Source organism: Planktothricoides sp. SR001, from assembly GCF_001276715.1.
Taxonomy (GTDB): domain Bacteria; phylum Cyanobacteriota; class Cyanobacteriia; order Cyanobacteriales; family Laspinemataceae; genus Planktothricoides; species Planktothricoides raciborskii.
On record NZ_LIUQ01000001.1, the window covers coordinates 152,283 to 174,415 of the forward strand.

19 protein-coding genes are annotated in these 22,133 nt (G+C 44.1%); 8 read left to right on the forward strand and 11 right to left on the reverse strand.

Annotation, left to right across the window (positions count from 1 at the left end; genetic code table 11):
- Positions 1 to 72 precede the first annotated feature (72 nt).
- Together AM228_RS34750 and AM228_RS34755 are read right to left on the reverse strand one after the other, a co-directional pair.
- On the reverse strand, positions 73 to 2,139 hold the full coding sequence (locus AM228_RS34750) for a helicase-related protein (protein ID WP_231636510.1): 2,067 nt from the start codon (positions 2,137 to 2,139) through the stop codon (positions 73 to 75).
- 177 nt (positions 2,140 to 2,316) lie between these two features.
- The gene (locus AM228_RS34755) at positions 2,317 to 3,597 is read right to left on the reverse strand and encodes a DEAD/DEAH box helicase (protein WP_231636512.1); all 1,281 of its coding nucleotides are present in this window, start codon (positions 3,595 to 3,597) and stop codon (positions 2,317 to 2,319) included.
- A 715-nt stretch (positions 3,598 to 4,312) separates the two neighbouring features.
- Between AM228_RS34755 and AM228_RS00565 the strand changes: the two genes are divergently transcribed.
- Both AM228_RS00565 and AM228_RS00570 read left to right on the forward strand, forming a co-directional pair.
- Complete coding sequence (locus AM228_RS00565; protein WP_054464130.1) at positions 4,313 to 4,501, forward strand: hypothetical protein; 189 nt, start codon at positions 4,313 to 4,315, stop codon at positions 4,499 to 4,501.
- Between the two features lie 111 nt (positions 4,502 to 4,612).
- Positions 4,613 to 4,810: a pentapeptide repeat-containing protein gene (locus AM228_RS00570; protein WP_054464131.1), complete on the forward strand. Its 198-nt coding sequence runs from the start codon at positions 4,613 to 4,615 to the stop codon at positions 4,808 to 4,810.
- Positions 4,811 to 5,139: 329 nt separating this feature from the next.
- On the opposite strand, the gene AM228_RS00575 is transcribed toward AM228_RS00570, so the two are convergent.
- Together AM228_RS00575 and holA are read right to left on the reverse strand one after the other, a co-directional pair.
- Entirely contained in the window at positions 5,140 to 5,649 is a 510-nt protein-coding gene (locus tag AM228_RS00575; protein ID WP_072160606.1) for a DUF4168 domain-containing protein, read from the reverse strand.
- 427 nt (positions 5,650 to 6,076) lie between these two features.
- Positions 6,077 to 7,063: a DNA polymerase III subunit delta gene (holA, locus tag AM228_RS00580; protein WP_054464133.1), complete on the reverse strand. Its 987-nt coding sequence runs from the start codon at positions 7,061 to 7,063 to the stop codon at positions 6,077 to 6,079.
- 135 nt (positions 7,064 to 7,198) lie between these two features.
- On the opposite strand from holA, the gene AM228_RS00585 reads away from it, so the two are divergent.
- Both AM228_RS00585 and ndk read left to right on the forward strand, forming a co-directional pair.
- Positions 7,199 to 7,978: a DUF1868 domain-containing protein gene (locus AM228_RS00585; protein ID WP_054464134.1), complete on the forward strand. Its 780-nt coding sequence runs from the start codon at positions 7,199 to 7,201 to the stop codon at positions 7,976 to 7,978.
- A 476-nt stretch (positions 7,979 to 8,454) separates the two neighbouring features.
- On the forward strand, positions 8,455 to 8,904 hold the full coding sequence (gene ndk, locus AM228_RS00590; protein WP_054464135.1) for a nucleoside-diphosphate kinase: 450 nt from the start codon (positions 8,455 to 8,457) through the stop codon (positions 8,902 to 8,904).
- Between the two features lie 68 nt (positions 8,905 to 8,972).
- Here ndk and AM228_RS00595 read toward each other — a convergent pair whose 3' ends face one another.
- Complete coding sequence (locus AM228_RS00595; RefSeq protein WP_054464136.1) at positions 8,973 to 9,698, reverse strand: TerC family protein; 726 nt, start codon at positions 9,696 to 9,698, stop codon at positions 8,973 to 8,975.
- Positions 9,699 to 10,041: 343 nt separating this feature from the next.
- Here AM228_RS00595 and psaM point away from each other — a divergent pair, with 343 nt between their 5' ends.
- Both psaM and AM228_RS00600 read left to right on the forward strand, forming a co-directional pair.
- Positions 10,042 to 10,134 (forward strand): photosystem I reaction center subunit XII, encoded by a 93-nt coding sequence (gene psaM / locus AM228_RS28970; protein WP_072160594.1) that lies wholly within the window; start codon positions 10,042 to 10,044, stop codon positions 10,132 to 10,134.
- A gap of 241 nt (positions 10,135 to 10,375) precedes the next feature.
- Positions 10,376 to 10,867 carry a hypothetical protein gene (locus AM228_RS00600; RefSeq protein ID WP_054464137.1) on the forward strand — a complete coding sequence of 164 codons (492 nt, stop codon included), beginning with the start codon at positions 10,376 to 10,378 and terminating at the stop codon, positions 10,865 to 10,867.
- Here AM228_RS00600 and AM228_RS00605 read toward each other — a convergent pair.
- Positions 10,864 to 11,622, reverse strand: a complete 759-nt coding sequence (locus AM228_RS00605; RefSeq protein WP_231636514.1) for a tetratricopeptide repeat protein — start codon at positions 11,620 to 11,622, stop codon at positions 10,864 to 10,866. The two genes, AM228_RS00600 and AM228_RS00605, sit on opposite strands and share 4 nt — an antisense overlap.
- 577 nt (positions 11,623 to 12,199) lie before the next feature.
- The gene (gene rppA, locus AM228_RS00610) at positions 12,200 to 12,919 is read right to left on the reverse strand and encodes a two-component system response regulator RppA (protein ID WP_054464139.1); all 720 of its coding nucleotides are present in this window, start codon (positions 12,917 to 12,919) and stop codon (positions 12,200 to 12,202) included.
- A 173-nt stretch (positions 12,920 to 13,092) separates the two neighbouring features.
- Between rppA and hisG the strand changes: the two genes are divergently transcribed.
- Positions 13,093 to 13,737, forward strand: coding sequence for an ATP phosphoribosyltransferase (gene hisG, locus AM228_RS00615; protein WP_054464140.1), 645 nt, complete (start codon positions 13,093 to 13,095; stop codon positions 13,735 to 13,737).
- Positions 13,738 to 13,940: 203 nt separating this feature from the next.
- The gene (locus AM228_RS00620; RefSeq protein WP_054464141.1) at positions 13,941 to 15,794 is read left to right on the forward strand and encodes an ABC transporter ATP-binding protein; all 1,854 of its coding nucleotides are present in this window, start codon (positions 13,941 to 13,943) and stop codon (positions 15,792 to 15,794) included.
- A 482-nt stretch (positions 15,795 to 16,276) separates the two neighbouring features.
- Here AM228_RS00620 and AM228_RS34760 read toward each other — a convergent pair whose 3' ends face one another.
- From AM228_RS34760 to AM228_RS00640, 4 genes are all read right to left on the reverse strand, one after another.
- Positions 16,277 to 16,516: a PAS domain-containing protein gene (locus AM228_RS34760; RefSeq protein WP_156331436.1), complete on the reverse strand. Its 240-nt coding sequence runs from the start codon at positions 16,514 to 16,516 to the stop codon at positions 16,277 to 16,279.
- 696 nt (positions 16,517 to 17,212) lie between these two features.
- Complete coding sequence (locus AM228_RS00630) at positions 17,213 to 18,898, reverse strand: WD40 repeat domain-containing protein (protein ID WP_054464143.1); 1,686 nt, start codon at positions 18,896 to 18,898, stop codon at positions 17,213 to 17,215.
- Between the two features lie 45 nt (positions 18,899 to 18,943).
- The gene (gene mgtE / locus AM228_RS00635) at positions 18,944 to 20,344 is read right to left on the reverse strand and encodes a magnesium transporter (RefSeq protein ID WP_054464274.1); all 1,401 of its coding nucleotides are present in this window, start codon (positions 20,342 to 20,344) and stop codon (positions 18,944 to 18,946) included.
- Positions 20,345 to 20,632: 288 nt separating this feature from the next.
- A complete protein-coding gene (locus AM228_RS00640; RefSeq protein WP_054464146.1) occupies positions 20,633 to 21,991 on the reverse strand; it encodes a hypothetical protein in 1,359 nt (452 codons plus the stop codon).
- Between the last annotated feature and the right edge of the window lie 142 nt (positions 21,992 to 22,133).

Consider the following 22,133-nt stretch of genomic DNA (forward strand, 5'->3'; position numbering starts at 1 on the left):
GGGGATTTCCTTCGTGTCCTTTGTGTCTTTGTGGTTTTATATCTATTTTATTTTACCACAAAGGCACAAAGTTCACAAAGGGTTTTTTCCTCGGTTCCATAAGTCTGCCCAGTTATAGTTTACGCTATTAACCCCAAAGTCCGGTTCTTTTTGAAATGGTTGGCAAATATAGCGGATTTCTGGATCGGTTTCTGGGGATATTTTTACTAGGGCTAGGATATATTGTTCCGGTTGGTTTAAGGCGGTGATGATTTCGTTTTTGGTGATGGTGACATTGGTGGCCCCGGCTATTCTGCCTTTGACTTCGATGAATGTTAGTCTGCTAGTTTGGGGATTTAAGGATTCGATGTCATAGCCCCGGTTTTCCCCGCTAATGTCTTGGGGTTGATGGTCTAGTTTTTGTTCGGCGTTAATTACTGCGTTTATGGCGGCTATTTCTATTTGTTTTTTGTCTAGGCTATTGCTGATATTTTCTCTTTCAAGAAGTTGGTTTAATCGTCCCTGGGAAATTACTAATGCCCCCCCGACTACTACCGGCGGGCTGGCGATGATTTGCTTTTCTTGTTCTAATTCTATTAGGCGTTTTTCCAGTCTGGCGGCTAATTCATCAGCCCGTTGCTGGGCTTTAGCCGAGTTTATTTTAGCGTTAACTTTTCCCGCTTGTTCCTGTTGCTTGAGTTCCGCTGCCCGCCAGTCCCAATAGTTGATTTCTTTGGTCAGCCGGTCTTTGACGGCATAAGTTATTTTATCCAGCAATTCTTTTTTATGTTGATATACTTCCTGGCGATGTTGGTTGACTAAGTATTGAATGGCATAGTTTTTGGCTTTGGTTTCAATGGTTTGGGATGTATTTTCACCACAAAGACACAAAGGACACAAAGGAATTTCTTGTGGGGTGATGGGTCGATAGTCTAAGTAAGGGGCATATCCGGCGTTTCTGCCTTCGTGTTCTTTGTGTCTTTGTGGTTCATTTTCCCCTGCTAAGGGAATTTCTACATATTGCATCCGTTTGGAGATGATTTGTCCCCGTCCGTCTTTGATGGAATGTTCGAGATAAATTAAGGCGAAAGTTTCTGATTCTGGGTTGTTTTCATCGATTAAAATAGTTCCTTGGCGGAGGAGTTGGCGGTGTCTTTCTAGGATTAGGTCTAGGGTGGCGTCTAATAGTGGGTGTCCGGGGCAGATGAATTCCGCGAGGGGTTTGCCCGGAATGCTGATGAGTGATTTGTCAAAGCAAATGCGTTCGTAGGACCGCAAGATGGGATTTTTTCGCCCAATTAGGCGATCGCGGTTGCGGATAGTAGCGGGGACATGGGTGATTTCATAGCGTTTTGGTTCCCGTTGGCGAATAGTTCCCCCCAGGTGTTGAAAGGCTTCTAAGAAGAAGGTGGCGATAAAATAAGGTTGGAGTTTGCGGGCTTCGGCCCGTTCCATGTTCTGCCGAATGCGTTGGACTTTGCTGGCATCCATTGAGTCTCGGGCTAAGGCCCGTTCTTCTAATAAGTCTTGGAGGCGGTTCTGATCTAGGCGATCGCTGAGTACCTGATTGAGTTTGGCTTTCACGTCGGGGCGATCGCCATAGCGAATAGCCTCAATTAACAATTCCCGCAACTCCTGACCGGCGATCGCCTTACCGAGGACATCAAAGACTTTTCCCCCTAGGGCTTTTTGTTCTATTTCTAACTTTTTCAATAGAGAAAGATAAACATCACCTTCGCGAGTTTCCCCTGCGACCAAATTCCATAAATGACAAACCTCGGTTTGCCCAATGCGGTGAATTCGCCCAAACCGCTGTTCTAACCGATTGGGGTTCCAGGGCAAATCATAATTCACCATCAAATGTGCCCGCTGTAAATTAATCCCTTCCCCCGCAGCGTCCGTAGCAATTAACACCTCAACCCTAACATCCTGCTTAAAAGCTTCCTCAGCTTTCTTCCGTTCTTCGCGACCCATTCCCCCATGAATTGTCACCACCGCTTCGGGACGACCGAGTAAAGTAGTAATCCGATGATAAAGATAATTTAAAGTATCCCGGTGTTCGGTAAAAATCACCAACTTTTTAGCATAACCACAAAGACACAAAGACCACAAAGGGTGTTCTTCTTTGTGTTCTTCGTGTCTTTGTGGTGAGAAAATCATCGAAATCACCCGCGATAATTCCTCCCATTTGCGATCGCGACCACTCCTTCTAACCCGGAGGGCTAAATTTTCTAATTCTTTGAGGCGATCGATTTCCGCTTGTAATTCAGCGATCGTTCTTGCGGCAGTAGCTTGGTCTACTAATTCTTCTTCTGCGGCTTCTTGTTCTGCGGAAGATCAGTCTTCTAAGTATTCTTCCCAATCTTCAGGAACATCAATTTCTTCTCCCCGTTTTAGCAATTCTTCTTCGCGGAGTCGGGTTTGTAAGCGTTCTTTCCGTCGGGAGATAGACTGATAAATCGCTTCCGGGGAAGAAGCGAGGCGTCGTTGCAGAATAGTCAAGGCAAAACCTACGGTCCCTCGGCGTTTTTTGGCTAAATTATCTGCCCGGTTAAATTCTTCTCGTACATAGTCGGTGACTTGTTTATAAAGATGGGCTTCTAAGTCAGATAAATTATATTGAACTGTATGGGCTAACCGTTCGGGAAATAGGGGTTTGGCGTCAAATTTCAATAAGTCTTCTTTAACTAAACGTCGCATTAAGTCGGAGGTATCGCAAGCATGAACCCCATCCCGAAATTTGCCTTCAAAGCGATCGCCGTCTAAGAGGGCTAAAAATAGCTGAAAGTCTTCTTCTTTGCCATTGTGGGGAGTAGCGGTCATTAGGAGAAAGTGACGGGTCAGGGTAGAAAGAAGTTTGCCCAATTTATAGCGTTTAGTTTCCCGAATATCGCCGCCAAAAAAGGAAGCGGACATTTTATGGGCTTCATCGACTACGACTAAATCCCAGTCGGTTTGTTTCAGCTTTATCTGCAAATCTTGGCTGCGACTGAGTTGGTCTAAACGGGCGATCGCCAGGGGAATTTCCGCCAAAGGATTACCAGTCCGCGAGGTTTCAATTTTCTCTTTAGTTAAAATCTCAAAAGGCAGATGAAATTTCTGGTCTAACTCATCTTGCCATTGGACGGCCAAACTGCCCGGACAAACAATTAAACACCGCTGTAAATCCCCGCGAATTAATAACTCGCGAATAAATAAACCGGCCATAATAGTTTTCCCTGCCCCTGGGTCATCGGCTAACAAAAACCGCAAGGGCTGTCGGTTCAACATTTCCCCATAGACAGCGATAATTTGGTGGGGCAATGGTTCCACCAAAGAGGTATGAACTGCCAATAAAGGGTCGAAAAGATGGCCTAAATTAATCCGGTGGGCTTCAGAAACTAGGCGAAATAATGCCCCATCCCCATCAAAACTCCAAGGTTGCCCTGCGGTGACAATTTCTAAATCCGCTTCACTATCTCTAAATAATAATTGTGTATGGGGTTGTCCCTGGATATCTTTGTAGGTTAACTCTACTACATCATTCCCATGCCATTCGGCATTAATCACCGTGACATTTTGATTGGGGATAATGCCTTTGATGATGGTTTTTGGGGTGAGGTCTTCAAGTTTTGCCATTGATTTTGTTTCACCACAGAAGTCGGACAGGGAGAGGGAAAAGCAAAATAGGAATAAACCCGGTTTCTGGCCTCTATATATATGTCGGCACAGTTTCCCACTTTACCATTTTTTTTATTTTAGCGAGTATTTTGGGATTTGTCAATAGTTTTTGGGTAAAAAATTGGGTTTTTTTTACCACAAAGGCACAAAGGACACAAAGAATATTGATTCAGTCGATGTGCTTTTTCCACCAGCTATATAAAGGGTGGTTTTTGTTGGGGATGTATTTACTTTTTACTCTAATTAATTCAATGGCTAAACGTAACTGCTTTAAATCTGGGTTAAGTTCTTTAGCTCAATATTTGACTAATTCTAATGTGGAGATGATTTGAATCTGAGGCGCTTTTCTTTTGGTAAACGAGATGGCTTTTTTGTCGTCAGTCGCGATCGCTCTTGATCAAGGCTAAGAGTTTTGGGCAAATCTAGGGATAAGTTCTTCGCGGGATAATTGCAGCAGCAGCGGGGTAAACTCTTCTGGAGTTAGCGCTAACAAAGGGTCGATGGTAGACAAAAGTATAACTATGAGCTTGATCCGTAGAATGGGCAAAACCTTGCCCACCCTACTACTCACTACTCACTGGAGCACAATCGGTGAGACAATTAAAATAGAACATTTGCGAATCAATTACTATGTCTCATCAACTACAAGAAATCGTCGCAATTCTCGGTCATATTGCAAAAGGTTGAAGATCAACAAGCCCTGCTGAAAAAATATGTGGCAGGGTTGAAACGACAGGTAGACAGTCTGACGGAACGCTGTCAAAATCTGCCAGAAGCGCAACAACTCAATCTTCTGATACCATTTCTAATTAAATATGCAAATATGCCATCATTTGGGGCGCAAGCACTGTGCCCCAAATGATAAATCGCCAGATGCTTGTAGGGGCGCTTCGGCTTGCGCCCAAATTAACCTCGAAATCGTAGCAATAATTTTTAAAATTGGTATGACTTAAGTGGTCAACCTTTAACGGGAATGAATTTTTGTGGCGCTAATTTATCCGGCGCTAATTCGAGTCAAGCTAATTTGAGTTCAGCCAATTTGAGTGGGGCAAATTTGGAAAATGCTAACTTAGAAGGAGCGAATCTGAAAGAAGCTAATTTAACGGGGGCTAAGTTGAATGGTGCTAAGTTAAAAGGTGCCACCATGCCCGATGGCAGCACTAAGGAATAATTTCTCGTTTTCTAGTTCCCAGGCTGTAGTCTGGGAACTAGAAAATGGTGAGCATTGCCCACCCAGCCCTGTCAAGGTGATAAATTTGATGACCAAAAATCGTTATTTCATGTAGGGGCGCTTCGGCTTGCGCCCTCAATTTAGGACAGATTCCCAGGGGTCAAGGGCGACAACCAGGGGTCAAGGGCGCAAGCCGAAGCGCCCCTACAACAACCACAGGGTTAGTATTGCCCACCCTGTCCCGGAGAGAATCGCCCATAAAATTTAGTGAAACAAATTACTGAAACAAATTACTGAAACAAATTACTGAAACAAATTACTGAAACAAATTACTGAAACAAATTCGGGGTTTGTAAACGCAGCAATTCCGCAGTAATTCGCTCTAGGATTCTCGTGTCCTGGGTTAATAAATTAGTAATCTGGTTAAATCGCTGAATGGTTAAGCTATTGTTTTCTACAATTGCAATCGATTTTTGGCAGTAGTCGATCGCCGATTCGCGAATTTCTCTTGGCAGCCTATTCACACTATCTTGATCGCTGCAAATAATCTGGGGCATTTCTTCCCTACCTGTGAACCGCTGTTTAATCTGATTATAATATTCTTGCCGCAATGGTTCAATGGCCAAAAGCGATCGCGCATAATTCGTAATTTCCGCTGCGGACAAACTTGGAGCCGATTGTTGTGCCAAAGCCGCCGAATTAAAGTCTAAAATAGCCGCAGATTTGAGGGAAATACTGGGAGTTAGACCAGTGAAACAACTCATGGTGGACAATATCGCCGCCAGGAGCGATCTAGATAACCATTTAGAAGTCAATGGGGAAAAGTTAGAAGTTAACATAATCAAATTAAACCAACAAAACAGGGTATGTGAAAAGTACAACAGTCATTAACAAGGTCAAGCTTTAAGATTTCGTTCCCTGGTGTTATGATTGCTATTTAGTGTGCTTATAGCGGTTATTGTGCGAATTACAGAGGTTTTCTGGATTCCCGCTGGCGCGGGAATGACAGTTTTTTTGTACTTCATAACTCTGAGAATTGTTATATCCCAGAATTGGTTAAAAAAACCGCTGAACAGATAGACACTTAAGCATTCTAGTTATCTTGAGCAATGTTGTTGTCGTTACTTAGTTCAAACATCAGAAAATTCAATGGCCAGAATCAATGATCGGAATCAATGGTCTTTGACCGCTCTTATGGTGTTTGATTTATTTTAAAACCTGGAAGTTCCAATTAACCCTAAACTTAATTAAATCTTATCAAATAAATCAAGGGCGACAGGCTTGGCAAAGTTCGATCGCTTTGGTTTGCAAAGTGGATAGTTCCTCAGCCCCACGTTTTAAGCTTACTTCTAGGTCTAGCAAAATGCTCAAGGTCTTTTGCAATTGTCCTTGGGTGATTGCTTTGACTTCCTGACGCAGGAAGTAAATCCGCTTGGGATTGCCAATTTCTGCTGCTTGGGCGATCGCCTTCTCATCTCGTTCCCCTGCGGAAATCATCACCTTCACCCATAACCAGGTTCTAAACTGACCTGTGAGAGTAGCGACGATTTTTAAAGCCGGTTCGTTGCGACCGATCAAGTCAGAGATCAATGTTAAAGCGCGAGAAGTATCTCCTTGGAGAATGGCGCTCGCCAATTTTAAGCTATTGGCAGCGCTGGATGTGACCAATGTGCCGACAATTTCATCTTTGAGAGGGCGATCGCGCCTTTCTCCGGCATACAGTTGTAATTTCTCAACTTCACTATAGAGCAATCGCGTCTCATTGCCGACGCTTTCGGCTAAAAGTTGCACGCTGGCATCGGTCAGCTTCAGCCCCATTTCTTGAGCCACTTTTACCACAGCTTTCTCTAGCTGATCTTGTTGCCACGGGGGAATCGGCGAAAACTCTTGAATTTGAGCATATTTTTGTAATAATTTAGTAGATTTAATCCGGCCATCCGGTTTACTCGGCGTAGTCAACAGTAACACCGTTGACTCGGGAATCGCCGTGACAGTGCGTTCCAACTCTGCTAACATATCCCCGGAACAATGGTGACAAATGGTGGTATCGACCAACCAAACCAAACGACTGCCGCTGCCAAAAGGGGGGGTCATGGACTGATTCAAGCCTTGAATCACCCCATCGGGGGTATCTGGGGAAATTTTTTCATAGTTAAAAGCCGCCCAAGCAGGATCCAAGACGCGATCGCGCAAAGCGGCCACAGCTTTGCCCATCGCAAAATCATCCTCACCCCAATACAAGTAAATTGGCACAAAGAAATACCTGTGTAAATAATGAGTACACTAGATAATGATGTAGTCTTTCCCGTAAAGTTACAAAACGTAAACTTGATGAGGTTGACTTCATCATGTTCACCTAACTCTAGTATAATAATTAGGAGTGATAAATTGGACGATACATATCAGGTCTATCTCAATCGCGTAGTGCGACAGACCCTCCCCGAAAAATATCTGTCTGCCCTGCAACATATTCAAGAGTCTCCGAAGTTCAAGCCGGATGAAGCGGGAAACAGGAAACCTGTACCATTCCCCGGATATTCGGTAATTACTCCTCCGTGGAAAGATGACTTAAAGAATGCTGAATTTTATCAGCAGATCCATGAATGCCAAACGCAGTTATTGGCGCAAATTCCCGGAAATTGGCTGGTGGCATTGCCCCCAGATAGTTTTCATTTAACCCTAGCGGATTTAATCTGGGATGATACTTATCTTCAGGTGATTTGTACCCCGGATCTGGAAAGGCAACTACGCGATCGCATTGCTGACAGCTTTCAACAATCTAGTCACTTAACCAAAGGAGACCCGATTGCTTGGCAAGTGATAGGGATCATGGTATCCAACCGCTCAATTGGCGTTTTATTAGTGCCGGTGGATGAGCATTCTTATAGTCAGACTGTGCAATTACGCCGTGCTATCTATCAAAATCAAGGACTAATTGCCTTGGGAATTGAGCAACAATATCATTTTACGGCTCACATTACTGTCGCCTACTTTGGCAAAATTCCTGAAGATTTAGAGCGCGATCGCCTAAGTTCCATTTTCACTGAATTAAACCATCAATTGATGGATAATCCGCAGAAATTATTAGTAGAACGAGCGGAATTGCGTAAATTTGAAAACATGACTGAGTATAGACGCGAACAAGACTGGCCATTTTTTCAATTTTAAGGAGTTGCTGTTCAAACATTATTATTAGCAATCATAGCAATCATAGCAATCATAGCAATGATCTAAAAAGCTACTTTTGCTCAACAAGTGGTGTTTGCTAAACTGTTTGATAAACTGTTTGCTAAACTATCTTTACATGATGGATATTATCGGTAAAACCATCATAGACTACTGAAACAACAGTAATCATCACCCCAGGTTAAGTATCCGTTAACCCATTAATTCATCATCCTAAAAAACCGGGTTTCTTTTTTCGGTCAATGACTCACTTTTTTGCTCTGCCGTCTAAAAAACCCGGTTTTTTAATGTGTTCGGTGGGGGGTGGGCTTTCGGGACTTTCGGGGCTTTCGGGGCTTTCGGGGCCGGCTTTTATCAAAATAATTAATTACCAATAAACAATCATTAATATTTAAAAGATTGCCTTTGTGAGATAATATTGTGTTTGGATAATTTGATACAAATCTAGGACAGACATTTTGGAACGGACATTTATCGCAATTAAACCCGATGGCGTCCAACGGGGACTCGTTGGCGAAATTATTCGTCGCTTTGAATCCAAAGGCTTTACTTTAGTCGGGTTGAAACTGATGCAAGTCAGCAAAGAATTAGCTGAACAACATTATGGGGTGCATCGGGAAAAACCATTTTTCCCTGGGTTAGTGCAATTTATTACCTCTGGCCCTCTGGTGGCGATGGTTTGGGAAGGAAACGGGGTGGTAGCCTCAGCCCGGAAATTGATTGGGGCAACCAATCCTTTGTATAGCGAACCGGGAACGATTCGGGGTGATTTTGGTGTGGATGTGGGACGGAACATTATCCACGGTTCTGATGCAGTAGAAACTGCTAAAACCGAAATTAAGCTTTGGTTTAAAGATGAAGAACTGGTGAATTGGACTCCAGCGAACACTCCTTGGTTGTATGAGTAAGCTAAATTAAAACTAGGGGGCGTCCACGATGGTGGACGCCCCGAAAAATTATCAGCCAGATGCATGAATTACGGATTGGCGTCTGGTTTTTCTTGAATTTTTGGGCTGTGATCTTTTGTGCGTTCCGAGAATCCCCAGATAAAGATTAAAGCGATCGCCGAAACCATCAACCACTGGGGCGGTGCCCAGTCATGGTTGACTACTCTCAACAACAGCCGTAAGCCTACCAACCCAACGCTGATATAACCAGCATCCTCTAGGTGAGTAAATTCATCGAGCCAACGAATAAATAATCCGGCCAAAAACCGCAAGGCAATGATGCCAATGGCACCCCCAGCGAGAATTAACCAAGTTTGGTCAGCTACCGCGATCGCCGTCGTCACACTATCGAGGGAGAAAGCCAAATCGGTCATGGCAATCAGGGGAATCACCTGCCACAAAGCGGTAAAGCTATGCTTATGGTGAGTGGTGCCATCTTCATCTTTTTCTTGTTCAGATGCAAAGTATTGCCACACCAACCACAACAAATACAATGCGCCAATAAGTTCAAATTGCCAAAATTGAATCACCCAGGTGGCGGTTAAAATCAGCAACATCCGCAAGGCAAACGCGGCAATCAACCCAAAGTTAAGGGCTTGACGTTGTAACTTCGGATCGGTCAAGCCTTGGGCAATTGATGCCAGAGCGATCGCATTGTCCGCAGACAACACCGCTTCCAGTCCCACTAAAATTAGCAGGAGGAAAAATGTATCAATCCCAAAATTGGGCGAGAGGTCAATAAACTGCTCTACCATTAACTATCCTTCAGACCTGACAGGGTATCAATGAGCCGTGAGTCAATCTTCTATTATGGATCAATATCAGAAGATCGTCATCTTTGGATACCTGGCGATGTAAATAATTGTTAATTGTTAATTGTTAATTGTTAATTGTTGTTGGTTATTCGCAATTCTAACAACAAATAACCAACAACAAATAACTAGCAACAAATAACCAACAACAAATAACCAACAACAAATAACCAACAACCAATCACGAATTTAATTTTTGTTGAGTCTTGTAACAAATTCTTCCAAAAGTTCACGAGATAGCGCAAATTAGTTTAAAAATAACTAGCCGTCAAAGGAGTTTTCTCGTATGCTATCGGATACCCAAGTTTATGTAGCTCTCGTACTAGCCTTGATTCCTGGAATTTTGGCCTATCGCTTGGCTTTGGAATTGTATAAGTAATCTCTGACATTGGATCAAGCCATCGGCAAGTAACCCTGAAAAGGCTTCTACTTTCCTACCCATGCAGGGTTGATCCGCGATGTGGAAGTGGGGGCGTCCTGGATGGATGTCCCCATTTCATCATAAATTTAAGCCGAATGCGGAAATGCTACGGAGTAAAGTAAATTGTGGCGAAAGTGATAATTAGTAAATAATTAGTAAATAGTTAGTAAATTCAATCTCAACGCCTAATTTAAAGCTCATGAACTCCATACAAGTCTCCCGAACTCATTTAAAATCAGCAACCAGGGATCGTAGTCGTCACAACGCCTCAGTCCGACGCCAACCTACCCCCAAGCGGAAACTCAGCGCTAATCCCAATCGAGCGATCGCCGTTGAAACCAGTGTGAAATTAGTGGTTAATCTGGCAATATCTGTGGTGGCAATTTCTACCTTGGCGCAGTTGATTCCTTCTTGCAAAGAACAACAACAAAAGCTGCAAGAGATTACCCAAGAAGTCCAACGCACTGAAGCGCGTGTGCAGCGCTTACGCTCCGAGTTTAGTCACAACTTCGACCCACAGCAGACGCAAAAGATTATGCAGGAACAAACTGAACTGCAAGATCCACAGCAGTTGCAGATTGTTTGGCAAGATAATCATCCATCAACCAGAGAAGCACCCAAACGGCAGATTCCCAAAAAACCCGTGAATAGTCTGCCTAGCGATCCCAGGGCAACCGCTTTAGCGCCTTAAGCAGTCAGCGGGGCAATAATTGCTTTAAGCCAGGTGTTGACGAATTTGCCAATCCCCGAATTTAGCGACCCAAGGGCATTTTTTTCTTGGTTGAGGTATCGGAGCGATCGCAGGTAGTCGGCGATCGCCCAATTCCAATCCCCGGCTAGGTGATGGGTCCGACCCCGTTGAGCATAAATATAGGCTTCTAGCTTGCCTTGGGCTAAGGCAATGTCAAAATTATCCAGGGCTTCCCGATACATTCCCAAATGACGGAATGTCACTCCTTGATTAATCAAAGCCCGAAGATGAAATGGGTTGAGGTCAAGGGCGCGATCGTAGTCCACAAGGGCATAAACCAACTCCCCTTGGTTGACATAGCAGTTAGCCCGATTATTGTAAGCAGCGGCTAAATTAGGATTCAGTTCTAAAGCGCGGTTGTAGTCAGCGATCGCCTCTTCAAGCTGACCACAGTGGAAATACATCAACCCACGATTGTTATAGTCCATCGGAGTTCGCCCACTCAAACTAGAGTTAATCACTTGTGTCAGCAGAGAAATCGCTTGCGGGTAATTTCCCCGTTTGGCGTGATGCGCCGCTTCTTGGCGTAACATCTGCACCGTAAATTCTTTGGGTAATTTTTCACCAGATTCTTGCACTGCTTGATTCATGCTCGGACTTCTCCGGTGGGATGCCGTTGGTGGCAGCGGCATTCTCATTAAAGAAGAGCATTGGTTTTTCTGAGCTTGGCGATTGAGTTTATCAGGAGCTTTCATAATTTTTTTTTGAATGATTTACTAGAATCAGCTTATAAACTTCCGTTGCGTGATGGAGTAGTGGTTGTGTCACTTTTATAACCGGATCATGCCCCTGATTCAAATCAGTACACAACAAAACACATTAGGTAACAATTTGGATCATTAATGGATCATATTAAGGATGATATTTAATAGCCTATTTAGGCATTGATTTAGTAATCATAAGGCACTCGATTCGGGACTCCACTCAAGAGGTTAGTTTTTTTTAGTATAAATAGATAATATCCTATTTTATACCTAGTTTAAATTAAGAAAATATTTATTTTTGATAAGTACATTGCCCTGATTTGGCGGCTTAAAAGCAAATAAAAACAGTTAGTAATGAGTGAGATCCGCTGTTTAGGGGTTTAGCCGGGAAAGAGGGATCCTTAAATTTCCTTAAGCCCACTGCATACCTGGTAATGCAAAATTGGTCATGGCTGGTAATGCAGAATACATAATTTCAGTATGCGATTGCTCATTGGGGGAATTTCCCCAGAAAAGGAAAACAAGGGACAAAATTCTCCCTCCCTTAAAAATTGTAAATTTTTCTTGATTAAGCGTTGGTCGCCGTGGATAAACCAAAGCGATATCCCTTGCCATAAACCGTATGAATTAATGAAGCTTCATCATTGGTTTCAATTTTGCGACGGAGTAATCGAATTTGGGCAGCTAATACATTACTGCTAGGTTTGGTGGTGCTGCCCCACAAATGTTGATGGATAGCTTCGTGGGTGAGTAATTGATTGGGGTTGGTCATTAAATATTCTAGTAGTTGGCTTTCTTTTTCTGAAAGCGCGATCGCCCGTTTTCCCCGATAAGCAATCTGATTGTCACAATCTAGTTCTAAATCTTCCACCCGCAACCGGCGAGGGTGACTTTCATTCGGAGGGGAAACAATGCTAGACTCTTGACTGGGCGATCGCCTGACTCGTGCCCGTACCCTCGCTAACAATTCCCGTAACTCAAACGGTTTGACCAAATAATCATCAGCCCCCGCATCCAGTCCTTGCACCCGGTCGTCCAAAGTATCTTTAGCGGTCAGAAATAATACCGGCGTCAAATCTCCATTGCGTCGCAGTTGCTGGCAAATTTCCAACCCAGACCGATGGGGCAACATCCAATCCAGAATCAACAAATCATAGCCCCCCGTTGACGCCAACTGCGTGCCCGTCGCCCCATCATAAGCCACATCCACCTGATATCCTTCCCGTGTCAGAACGCGACTCAGGGGGTCAATTAATTCCACTTCATCATCAACCAAAAGAATTCGCATAGATTCAATCTCCTACATGGTTATATGTTATTTGTTGATCGTTATTTGTTGATCGTTATTCGTGATTCGCTATTTACGTCAAACAACCACCAACCAATAACCAACAACCAATAACCCCCCAACCCCCCTCAAAGGGGGGCAACAACCAACAACCACCAACCATCAATTAATTTATGCTTACCGTTGCACTTCCTAAAGGTTCTCTGTTACGCGATAGCATTCGGATGCTCAAATCAGTGGGTTTAGATTTTAGTGCTTTTCTCGACTCCGGCAACCGGCAACTAATGATTACCGATCCCACCGGAACCGCGAAAGCTTTGCTAGTTCGTACCCATGATGTACCCGTCTATGTAGAATATGGCCAAGCCCAATTAGGAATTGTCGGCTATGATGTGCTGCGAGAGAAAAGCCCCAAAGTGGCGCATTTGATCGATTTGGGATTTGGCACTTGTCGTCTATCCGTCGCCGTGAAAGAATCCAGCCCTTATCGCCGGTCTTTAGAACTGCCAGCGAATAGTCGGGTGGCTTCTAAGTTTGTTCACTGTGCGCGGGAATATTTTCACCGTCTCGATTTGCCCGTGGAGATTATCCCTTTGTATGGTTCAGTGGAACTCGGCCCGATTACTGGAATGTCAGAGGCGATCGTGGATTTGGTGTCTACGGGGCGGACGTTACAAGAAAATGGATTAATTGAAATCGAGGTATTGTTTCAAAGTAGCGCCAGATTGATTGCCCATCCTCTGAGTTATCGGATTAATACTGGAGGGATGAATGATTTAGTTACCAAATTACGGGAGATGACCTTAGCAGCAGTATAATTTTATCCTATTGTCAGCGGTCTGGGGTCAGCAGTTAGCAAGCTGCTGTTACCCGATCGCTGATAGAAGTTATCCCCAGAATTGATCGGCAGCATTTCTTAAATTCCACCGGGCTTTTCCCGTTAGTGTATAATCCATTAAGTTTTGTTAAGCTACTAAGATAACCTAACTTATTGGGCAAAAAATTACCCTTAATCTAAGAAATGACGATTTATTCACCGCCAAAATCCAGTCAAACACATCAGCGCCAACGAGAAACGGACTGGCGTTTATTCTTGCGTTTGTTGCCTTATGCTCAACGCAGTGGGCGAATTCTGCTGATTTCGATGTTCTTATTAATTCCATTGTCCATAGCCGGTGCCATTCAGCCTGTGATCATCGGTCAGGCGATTTCATTGATTCAAAATGAACCCAATACCTTTAGCTTTCTGAAAAATTTGAGCTTAAGCCAGGGGTTAAATTTATTAGCCTTGTTACTAGGGGCGACGATTTTTTTGCGGTTATCTTTGCAATTTGTGCAATTATATTTAGTCCAAGAAGTAGGCCAAAGAATTACGGCGGATATTAGAAATGATTTATTTGTTCATGTGACCTCTTTGGCGACCAGATTTTTCGATCGAACTCCGGTGGGCAAACTGATTACTCGTTTAACCAGTGATGTGGAAGCTTTAGGAGAGGTTTTTTCTAACGGGGCGATCGGCATTGTCACCGATTTATTTTCGATGGCCGTGATTATTATTATCATGTTTGCCCGACAATGGCAATTAGCCCTGATGTTGTTGATGATGTTGTTGCCGGTTACGGCTTTGGTGATTTATTTTCAACAGCAATACCGTAAAGCGAACTATATCGCCAGAGAAGAACTGTCTAATCTGAATGCGAAACTGCAAGAAAATATTATTGGCATTGGGGTTGTGCAGATATTTCGCCGAGAATTTTTTAATGCTGATTTGTTTAGAAAGAATAATCAAGAGTATATAGATGAGATGGATAAAACCATCTTTTATGATGCCGCAGTATCGGCAACTTTGGAATGGATTGCCTTAGTCGCGATCGCCGGGGTTTTATGGCTCGGCAGTCTGTTAGTCATGGATAAAACTTTGGCTTTTGGTCAACTCTCAGAATTCATCCTATTTAGTCAGCGTCTATTTGAACCATTACGGCAGTTTGCGGATAAATTCACCGCCATTCAAGCGGGACTGACCTCCATTGAACGAGTCACGGATATTTTCAATGAACCCATTGAAATTGGCGACCCAGAAATATCCGCCGGTCAACATCTATTAGCCAAAAATCAAGATAAAAATTCAGCGGATCAAGCACACCTGGGAGAAATTTGCTTTGAGAATGTTTGGTTTGGGTATAAGCCCGATGAATATGCGATCAAAAATATCAGCTTTACCATCAAACCGGGGGAAAAAATTGCTTTAGTCGGGCCGACTGGTTCCGGGAAAAGTTCAATTATCCGACTATTATGTCGTCTCTATGAAATTAGCCAAGGTCGCATCCTGGTTGATGGCATTGATATTAGAGATTTAAAACAAGCTGAATTACGTCAGCACGTGGGGGTGATTCTTCAAGATGGCTTTATCTTTGCCGGGGATGTGAAAAGTAATATTACCCTGGGAGAAGAGTATGCGATCGAGGCGGTTCGTCAAGCGGCGGAAGATACTAATGTGGCTAGTTTTATTGAAAATTTGCCCCAGAGTTATGATACAGAACTTCGGGAACGAGGCACAAATCTTTCTGGCGGTCAAAAGCAGCTTTTAGCCTTTGCGCGTTCAGCTATTCGCAATCCGAAAATTCTGGTGTTAGATGAAGCTACCGCGAATTTAGATGTAAAGACGGAAGCGTTAATTCAAGAAGCCCTGGATAAGCTGTTAAAAAATCGCACGGCGATTATTATTGCTCACCGACTTTCCACGATTAAGAATGTGGATCGGATTTTGGTACTCAAGCGGGGTGAATTGGTGGAGTCAGGCACCCATGAAGAATTGATGAGTCTCGATGGACTTTATGCCAGTTTGTACAATTTACAGTTTTTGGGATTAACTTAATCATCTTAGTAGGGTGGGCAATTTGCCCACCCTAAGTCTATTAATTAATTTTTGGTTAAAAAAGTCGCTTTCCAGGATAGCAATTTGTACGATCCATCACCAGTCAGATAGCGATTGACAAAGGAAATGGGCTTGCCAGCAAAGGCATTCTGTTCCGTGGAATTGAGCAATTTCTCTAATTTTTCTTGGGTGGTTAGGCGATCCCATGGATGAACTGCCTCAATAAATAAACCTCCAATTGAGTTTGGGGTATTACTATATACCAATTGCCCCCATTTATCGATCGCCACCACAAAAATTGGGCAAATTTATTTTTCCAGGCGCGATGCTCTCAATTTTTGTTACCCAATGTTCTGTGAAACTACGGATTTTTTTTCCTCGGTAATGTCTCTGGCAAAAGCATAAATTAACTCGTTTTATTCGGGGAATAGATGCCAAGATAACCACCGATAATATCCATTATTATGACCATAGCGAGTTTCTCAGGTGATTTTGGAGTTGATTTGATTTTCTTGCAACTTGGCTAAAATTGCCGATCGCTCATCTTTATGGATTAAGTAACTCCAAGGTTGCCCGGCTAATTCTTTTTCCTTACAGCCCAAAATATTGTGCCAAGCTTGATTGATTGTTTGTAAACTTACGTCAGGATTAATTACACAAAATAAATAGTTTATTTTTTCAATTTTTTTTATCTTAAGTTTTTTGGGAGGTAAAAGGGAGATTCTTGGGTGTTAAAATACTGTAAATCATCAATTACTCTGAAAATTAGTTAATTTTTTGTAAAAATATATTCAGTTCACATCAATCGGTCTCTGGCAGCTATAATTCTGACAAATTCAGAGACTCATTCATATTTTTTATCAGGTAAACCAGCGATAAAAAAATATTTTCGTAACCCCTAATAATGTATAGCGTATAGCGGTTATTATCAGGATTACAGAGGTTTTATAGATTCTAGCGGGCGCGGTTCGGGACAGGTTTTTTTGTACTTACAGGACTTAGGCATTATTTAATATCAATCAATCTAGGGTTGATAAAGCGAATCAACCCTACAGATTTAGGGTTTATGCATAAGTCCTGACTTAATAACTCTGACAAGTGCTATATTTTCTATACGGAGATGGGAACACACCGGGTTTTTAGCTAAAAAAATCCGGTTGTTTAACTGAATTCTATTATCTCTCTATTCTAGATTTTTTTTATATTATTGATAAGGAGTAAAATACGGATTTCTGTTGCGTATGGTAGATCCATATTTTCCTCTAAGTAGGCTTGTGTAAATCTACAAACCACCTATTAGACAAGAAAGCTTTCATAACGTATCGATCCCCCCAACCGATGGCGGATCGACCGCCATCGGCTTTGCACGAATTTTGCCAGAATTGTCTGTTAGACAAGAAAGCTTTCTGGTCTATTTTTTAGGCGCGTTGCCAAATTTTAATCGAGCCTTCTGCCATACCAGTGGCCAAAAATTTACCATCGGGGCTGATGGCTAAGGACATGACCGCCCCGGAATCCGCAGGCAAAGAGGAGAGTAACTGCAAGGTGTCTAGGTGCCAAATTTTGACGGTGCCATCAGCACTGGCACTGGCAAAGCTTTCGCCGTCAGGGGCGATCGCCAATGCGGTGACTTCCCCAGTATGAACTGTTAGGGTATTTTGCAGGGAGGCTACGGCCACGGAAGGGTGATCGCTCAATAACTCCGCTTCATTAAGCTGCCACAGTTGAATGCTGCCATCGCCATTGCCGGAAATCAGGGTTCGACCATTGGGGGTAATAATGAGGGACTCCACCACATCCAAGCTGCTGGACAGAATCGCAATTTCTGAATTTGTGGCCAAATTCCAGAGGATAATATTGCCGTCACTGCTGCCGGTGGCTAGGGTTTTGCCATTGGGGTGAAGTGCCAGAGAATACACCGCTGCGGAATAATCCGTCAGGGTTTTGATTAATTGACCTTTGCGGACATCCCAAAGTTTAATCGTTTCGTCAAAACTACAACTGATTAGGGTATGGCTATCATGGGTAAATACAGCCGATCGCACCGATCCAGAATGACCAGTTAGGGTATCGATCAAATCGCCGCTGGGTAACTCCCAAAGTTTAATAGTTTTATCCCAACTGGTACTCGCCAGGGTTGTACCGTCAGGACTGATCGCCACCGCAAAAACGCCGCGATCGTGATAATCCAGAGTTGCTTCTATTTGCCCGGTAACTAAATTCCACAGCTTAATTTTGCTGTCAAGACTGCCGCTGACTAATTGCGTGGAAGCGGGACTAATGGCGATCGACTTTACCCAGTCTAAATGACCGGACAAGGACTGAATATATTTCCAAGTTTGCGGCATGGGGGTTGTTTCGGGGCTAAGAAATTTGGGCAACACGGGAGAATTATTCTGTTGTCTGGTCTTCGAGGCTGTCTCGTTACTTTTTTGAGGTTGATCGGGCGGCGGAATATTAGAGTCAGGAGGCTTGTGTTCTCCAGTTTTGGCGGTCTGGGTTGCTGGGGCTGCCGAGGGGGTTGCTGGGGCTGCCGAGGGGGTTGCTGGGGCTGCTCGTGAACTATCAGAAGTCATGGGACTGGGTGATTTAATCATCCGTTCGGCGATCGCCTGCTCTAATCGCTCCACTCGCCCTACTAAACCATTAGAATTTAAATAATTAATCACACGATTAATTGATTCGAGCAAATTAGCATATTGCTCTTTTAATTCTTCGATTTGTTTCTGAATCTGCGGATCATTTTGAACGCTCGGAGTAGAATTTTCTCCAGTCGCGGTTGCTTTTTGTCTACGAGCTTGATCGAGCAACTTTTGACCCAAAGAAGAGGGCATGGCGTTCGCTCCTGGAGAAGGCGATCGCTGCTCTAGGGACAACGAGAGTTCTTCTTTGACTTGTCGCTGGATTCGATTAATACTGATGCTATTGCGTCGGACTCCCACCTCAAAGCGAGAGCGATTAATCGTATTAAAAATTAGCGAAAAACATAAAGGAACCGTGGCATAAATTGCATTCCCAGAAAAAATGGCCACAATTGAGCCGATTACTGAACCAATTAAAGAGACATATTCTGCACTTTCCAGCCAATTACGATTATTTAACATTGAGTATCTCCAAATTCTCACATATTTTGCAGAAACAGTGAGATTTTATAATCCTAAAATGAGTCGTGCCAAATTAAAGTAAATTAAAACGCCTAATACATCAACCGCCGTGGTGATAAAAGGAGCCGACATCAAGGCAGGATCTAAACCTACTGACCGAAACAAAAATGGCAAGGCCGAACCAGACACGGAAGCTAACACCGAAATGGCAATTAAGCTAGTTCCTACGGCGATCGCCACAGGCAAATTATTTTGCAAGAAATAAGCCCAAACCGTTGTTATGCTGCCTAAAATTAAGCCCAACAAAGCACCGGCTAAAGCTTCTCGCCCAATCACCTGAAGCGGCCCCATCATTCTAATGGTATCGGTATTTAAACCCCGAATCACCACCGTAGAAGATTGAGCGCCTACATTGCCCCCGGTTCCGGTCAGCAAAGGAATAAACGCTGCCAGCACCACCACCTCTTGCAGGAGTTCTCTTTGGGAGTTAATAATGCTCCCGGTGACTGTATTGGTGAGGAGCAATACAAATAACCAGACTACGCGACGACGGGCTACGGTGAGTAAATTGGTTTGAAAATAATTATCTCCGTCGGATTGCACCCCACCTAACGCATAAATATCTTCTGTGGTTTCCTGTTCCAGGATATCGATCACGTCGTCCACGGTGATTACTCCCACCAGACGTTGCTCGCTATCCACCACCGGCACTGCCAAAAAGTCATAACGCTGAATCATCCGGGCTACTTCCTCTTGATCGGTGTCCGTGTGAACAAAGACCATATCACGAGCCATGATTTCGCTGATATATTCTGCGGGGTCAGAGATAACCAAATCTCTGAGGGACACGATGCCGGTTAACCGACGGGCGTTATCGGTGACATATAAATAATAAACAACCTCGGCCACGGGTGCGAATTTGCGGATGCGCTCTAGGGCTTGACCAACGGTAAGCTGTTCTTTGATGGACAGATACTCTGGAGTCATGATCCGCCCTGCTCTCCCCGCTTCATAACCTAATAGCAGGGCAGTGACTTGCCATTCCGCTGGGGACAGTTGGGCTCGCAGACGCCGAACGACTTTGGCGGGTAACTCATCAAATAGACGAGCGCGGTCATCCGGGGACATATTTTCTACAATGTCGAGGACTTCCTGGCGCCGGAAATCTTCGAGCAGATTTTGCTGCACGGTTGAGTCAAGATGTTCATAGACTTCCGTGGCTTCATTTTTGGATAGCAAGCGAAAGGCGATCGCCTGCATTGCTTCTGGTAATCCTTCGATCGCTTCCGCCACATCAGCGGGCTGTACTGGCACCAAAATCGCTTTAGCACCTTTGAGGTCATTGACATCTAAAAGCGCCTTTAGCTGCGATCGCACTAAATCCCGTATTTCTCTCCGCGAAATGGTTGTCGGAAGGGGAGAGATTACATTGTTATTATCAGTCAAAGCTGGCCTCCCTGGTTCCATTCCGATTAAATGGGGTGGTTAGTTTTATCTAGCAGATAATTTCTTTAGAATAGCAATGATGAGATATTTCTTAAATCCCTTGTCTGGGATTTTGATTGGGCAAGGGAGGAGTGATGGGTGAAAATTTTACCCGGTAATTTTCACCCCACTTCAGACAGATAACACAGAGGGTAATCTATCCTTGTATTTTCGGTCTGAAGTGGTGAATTAGCAACAGCAAAAACCCTTGAATTACCTCAGATATTACCGAAAAAATTAGGGTTTTTTCTAGGGTTTTTTCTGAAGCCAAACTTTCATGCCTTCAATTCTTAATCCTTGCCCCCTTGTCCCACAGTAATCACCGTTGAAACAGACTGAAGAATCACCAATATTCTGAATATGGGCGACATAATAGACATTATATTGATGGGCTTTTTCTCCAGTTAGTCGGATGGCAAAACCTTCCATGCGTTTTCCGCTGCCACGAGTCCCTAAAAATTGACCTTGGGGCGTCCAAGGAGTATCCCCAATCCCTTCCAGGTGCCCCATGTATTCCAAACTTAAACCAGGAATGGGCGGTTCAATATTAATGGCAAACCCTTCGATCCGCAGTGCTTTGCCCCGGGTTCCGGCAAATTCATCGTGACCAAATAGGCGATCGCCCAACCGTTCTATGTAAACCAGGACTTTTAATCCTTGAGACTCGCCGACAGTGGGTGGGCTAGGGTTCTTTTGCTCGGATAAAGGCATCGACCCAAAGACCAAAGGTTCTGCCACTTTTGCCGGTTGGCTTGTCCCCGGTTGCTTTGGCGGTTCTTCATAACTGGGCAAAATAATCACATCCGGGGAATTGATCTGTGTTATGGGTGGTTTTAACACGGACTCTTCCGGCTGAGGCGCATTGCCCACGGTTCCCGCTTCGGAAAGAATCAGCACTTCGGGAAAGTTTTGCTTTGATGGCGCCGGGGGTGCAGGAGTGGCAGTGGTTGACTGATTCGCCACCGTTGACACCGAGGGAATGGTCATGTCTATAGTTAATTTTCCTCGTGCCGCTGCCACTGTCAGGGATTTGCTGAATGCACGAGTCACGATTTCCACTAAAATTCCCCAGCGATCGTCGCTTAAACCTGACGGTGGGTTAATTAAGGTTAGCAACCCAGCAAACGGATGATCTCCTGAGTTCAAAGTCTGTACGGGTTGCGGTAAAGCATCAGCGGGCGCTTGGGCAATTAGCCGCCGCAGTTCTCTGGCTTTGGCTTTGGCGTCTTCCAAGGGGGGAAACTTAGGATCGTCACTATGAGCGATCGCTAATACTTGGTCAAGAATTTTTAACGCCGTTTCCCGCTCGCCCACCGATGGCGCCCCTGAAGCCTCCAACGCTTCTAAGATATTCTCAATATCTTTCAGGGAGGTGATTTGCGGTGGCATCGGTGGTTTCGGCAAAGATTTAGCCAATTCCCTGGCTTGATCTCGCAAAGCCGCAAACTCTTGGCGATAGGCGCTTAACTGTTCTAATAGCAGTTCTGCCGGAGGGACTCCAGCATCTTTGAGTTCAATGGCAGCTTGAGCCATTCTTGCCCCTAATCCGGGCTTTCGTTCGGTTAGCTGTGTGAGTTTTTCGCGCAAGGCTTTATATTGTTGGTTCATCAATCATTTCTCGCAGACGTTCCCATCTTTAATTCTGCCTTGCTCGGTACACAGTTGAAACAGTTGAGGCAATTATAACCAATTACCAACCAGTACATAAGCAGCCCAAACCGCACCATCAAAGCCGCAGAAGAGCGATCGT

Excerpts from the sequence above, each read along its gene's own strand:
- AM228_RS34750 (WP_231636510.1), bottom strand. The coding sequence starts at position 2,139 with ATGATTTTCTCACCACAAAGACACGAAGAACACAAAGAAGAACACCCT.
- AM228_RS34755 (WP_231636512.1), bottom strand. The coding sequence starts at position 3,597 with ATGGCAAAACTTGAAGACCTCACCCCAAAAACCATCATCAAAGGCATT.
- AM228_RS00570 (WP_054464131.1), top strand. The coding sequence starts at position 4,613 with ATGAATTTTTGTGGCGCTAATTTATCCGGCGCTAATTCGAGTCAAGCT.
- AM228_RS00575 (WP_072160606.1), bottom strand. The coding sequence starts at position 5,649 with ATGTTAACTTCTAACTTTTCCCCATTGACTTCTAAATGGTTATCTAGA.
- AM228_RS00595 (WP_054464136.1), bottom strand. The coding sequence starts at position 9,698 with ATGGTAGAGCAGTTTATTGACCTCTCGCCCAATTTTGGGATTGATACA.
- psaM (WP_072160594.1), top strand. The coding sequence starts at position 10,042 with ATGCTATCGGATACCCAAGTTTATGTAGCTCTCGTACTAGCCTTGATT.
- AM228_RS00600 (WP_054464137.1), top strand. The coding sequence starts at position 10,376 with ATGAACTCCATACAAGTCTCCCGAACTCATTTAAAATCAGCAACCAGG.
- AM228_RS00605 (WP_231636514.1), bottom strand. The coding sequence starts at position 11,622 with ATGAAAGCTCCTGATAAACTCAATCGCCAAGCTCAGAAAAACCAATGC.
- rppA (WP_054464139.1), bottom strand. The coding sequence starts at position 12,919 with ATGCGAATTCTTTTGGTTGATGATGAAGTGGAATTAATTGACCCCCTG.
- hisG (WP_054464140.1), top strand. The coding sequence starts at position 13,093 with ATGCTTACCGTTGCACTTCCTAAAGGTTCTCTGTTACGCGATAGCATT.
- AM228_RS00620 (WP_054464141.1), top strand. The coding sequence starts at position 13,941 with ATGACGATTTATTCACCGCCAAAATCCAGTCAAACACATCAGCGCCAA.
- AM228_RS00630 (WP_054464143.1), bottom strand. The coding sequence starts at position 18,898 with ATGTTAAATAATCGTAATTGGCTGGAAAGTGCAGAATATGTCTCTTTA.
- AM228_RS00640 (WP_054464146.1), bottom strand. The coding sequence starts at position 21,991 with ATGAACCAACAATATAAAGCCTTGCGCGAAAAACTCACACAGCTAACC.